Genomic DNA, 2,253 nt, shown 5'->3' with positions numbered 1-2,253 from the left:
GCACCGTCGGCGTTGAGGGAGTCGCCCGAGTACACGGCGCTGAAGGTGTGCGTGCCGGCGGGGATCGGCACGCCGCGCAGCGTGGCTGTGCCGTCTTCTCGCACTGCCACCGTGCCCAGCAAGGTCGTGCCACTGTAGAAGCTCACCAGGCCTGTGGGGGTCTGGCCTGCAACGCGCACCGACAGACCGCCATCTTGCGCGATCGTGGGGGTCGTCAGGTTGGTGAGGACCGCAGGAGGATTGCCAACGGCCAGTGTGATGGTTAGCGAAGTGGCAGTGATGTTGTTCGCATCGCCTGAGTACACGGCCTTGATCGTGTGCTGGCCGGTCTTCAAGCCGTTGACGCTCAGCGAGGCTTGACCTTTGACCAAGGCGGCGTTGCCAAGCAAGGTCGCTCCCTCGTAGAAGCTAACTGACCCGCCTTCGGGGTTATTGATGCCTGCGGAGGTTGCGGTAAGGACGACGGGTTGGTTGTAGAGGTACTTTGTTGCAGAGGACTCCAGCGTCACTGCGCTGACTATCGGGGCTGTACCGACTTGCAACGCGAGGGCTGCTTCTGGGTAGCTCCCTGAGTAGTAACCGTCTCCCGAGTAACGAATTGAGATGGTGTTTGTTCCCTTTGGCAGCGTGCTGAGTGTCAGTGTCGCTACACCATTGACCAACGTCGCTGTGCCCAGAGATGTGAGAGCACCTGTTTCCTTGTTACGGCTGGAGAATGTCACCGTGCCGCCCACCACTGGCGACGTGCCTTGTCTAGGGTAGATTTCGTTATCGTGCGCCAGCGTAGCAGTCAACGTCACCGGTGTTCCAGCCACGGGCTGTGGCCTGGATGCCGCCAGAACCACGCCGGGTCGCTCAGGCTCCGTGCTCGCAATCACGTGCTGGATTGTGCGTACAGCGCTGGTGTAGCGCGGCAACGATGAGCCCTCAAGAACGCCCGAATACACCAAAGTCAGGTCATGCTCTCCTTCGCGTAGGAGAAGCGACACGGCGCCCGCGTTGTACCACTGAGAAACCGTAAAGCTTCCCAACACCGCTTGTCCGCTGAAGACGCTGACTGTTCCCTTGGGCCACGGACCATTGCCGAATCCAAAGTCCGAGGGACTTCCAGATCCAAAGAACTGCAAGTCTGTCAGGATTAACTGTTCTCCCGGAAAACTCTCGTCGCGCCCATGATAGGAGAGGTTCACTCCTCGGCCCTCGCCGTTGTCGGGGTATTCGAAAGTCGGGACGACTGGTGGCTGAGTCACTGGGTTCGAGCTAGCAGCGACTTGGATGCTAGGGCCTTGTGCAGCCACAAGAGGGGTTGGCTGCACATCATCTAGGCTCGCGAAGGTTGCGCTCAGCGCCACGTTGGAACCCATTGGCAAACAGTTGACTGTCAGGGTCGCCACCCCTCCATTGACCTCGGCCGCCCCCAAAAAAGTCGTTCCCGTGAAGAAAGTGATGAACCCCTTGGCCGAGGTTCCATAGCGGTCCAACTGCGCAGTCAAGATCACGGAATCACCCTGCCTGACACTGGTTGACGAGGCGCTTAACGTCAATTGCCGAGGCGAAGGCGGGCTCTCTTGCAGGATGTGTTGGATGCTCGTTCCGATATGCCATGCATCTCCGCTGTACACCGCACGAATGCTCGACATTCCCGCGGGCCAACTGTTCAATGTCAGCTGGGCACGCCCATCGACGACCTTCGACTCACCCAGGATGTCGTTGCCGTTGTAAAAGATCACATTGCCTGTCGGCAATGGCAGCCACGACGGTTGCGCAGCCAGCATCATCGATAGCGTCAGCGGAGCGACGATAGGGGTATTGAGATCGAATGAGCCGTAGTCACGATAGGACGGGCTTGTATGGGTCAGCACTGCGGTCGTGATAGCCGGTGCAATGACTTTCCGAATTGCCTTCGATACGGTGGCTGGGCGCCACGTGTCGCCCGAATACGCCACTCTGAAGCTGTGGGTTCCCACCGACAGCATGTTCATCACCAGTACGGCCTTGTTGTCATTTACCGCTGCACTACCGATGACTTTCTCGCCATCGAAGAAGGTCACCATGCCTCTGGGCGCCGCGCCTTCGACGATGGCCGTCAGTACAGACGTTCCTCCGACGGCCTCAGGCTGTGCGTTGTCCAGGCTCAGCGCAATCCCCCCAAGCGTGCTCGGATCCACCCCCAGGTTCACATCCGCCCCATTGAGCAACGGCGTCACATCGATCGCATTGGCCAGCCGCGACACGCTCAGCACCCGCGAGGCC

Annotated in this window: 1 protein-coding gene; it reads right to left on the bottom strand. The window is 59.7% G+C overall.

The genetic code is table 11. The features are described from left to right. On the bottom strand, window positions 1–2,253 hold a 2,253-nt coding region (locus BM109_RS41085; RefSeq protein ID WP_143129352.1), incomplete at both ends, for an Ig-like domain-containing protein.

It is taken from the genome of Variovorax sp. PDC80 (assembly GCF_900115375.1).
In the GTDB taxonomy this organism is placed as follows: Bacteria; Pseudomonadota; Gammaproteobacteria; order Burkholderiales; family Burkholderiaceae_C; genus Variovorax.
The sequence above is the reverse complement of the archived record's forward strand: the minus strand, read 5'-3'. Positions and strand labels throughout refer to the sequence as shown.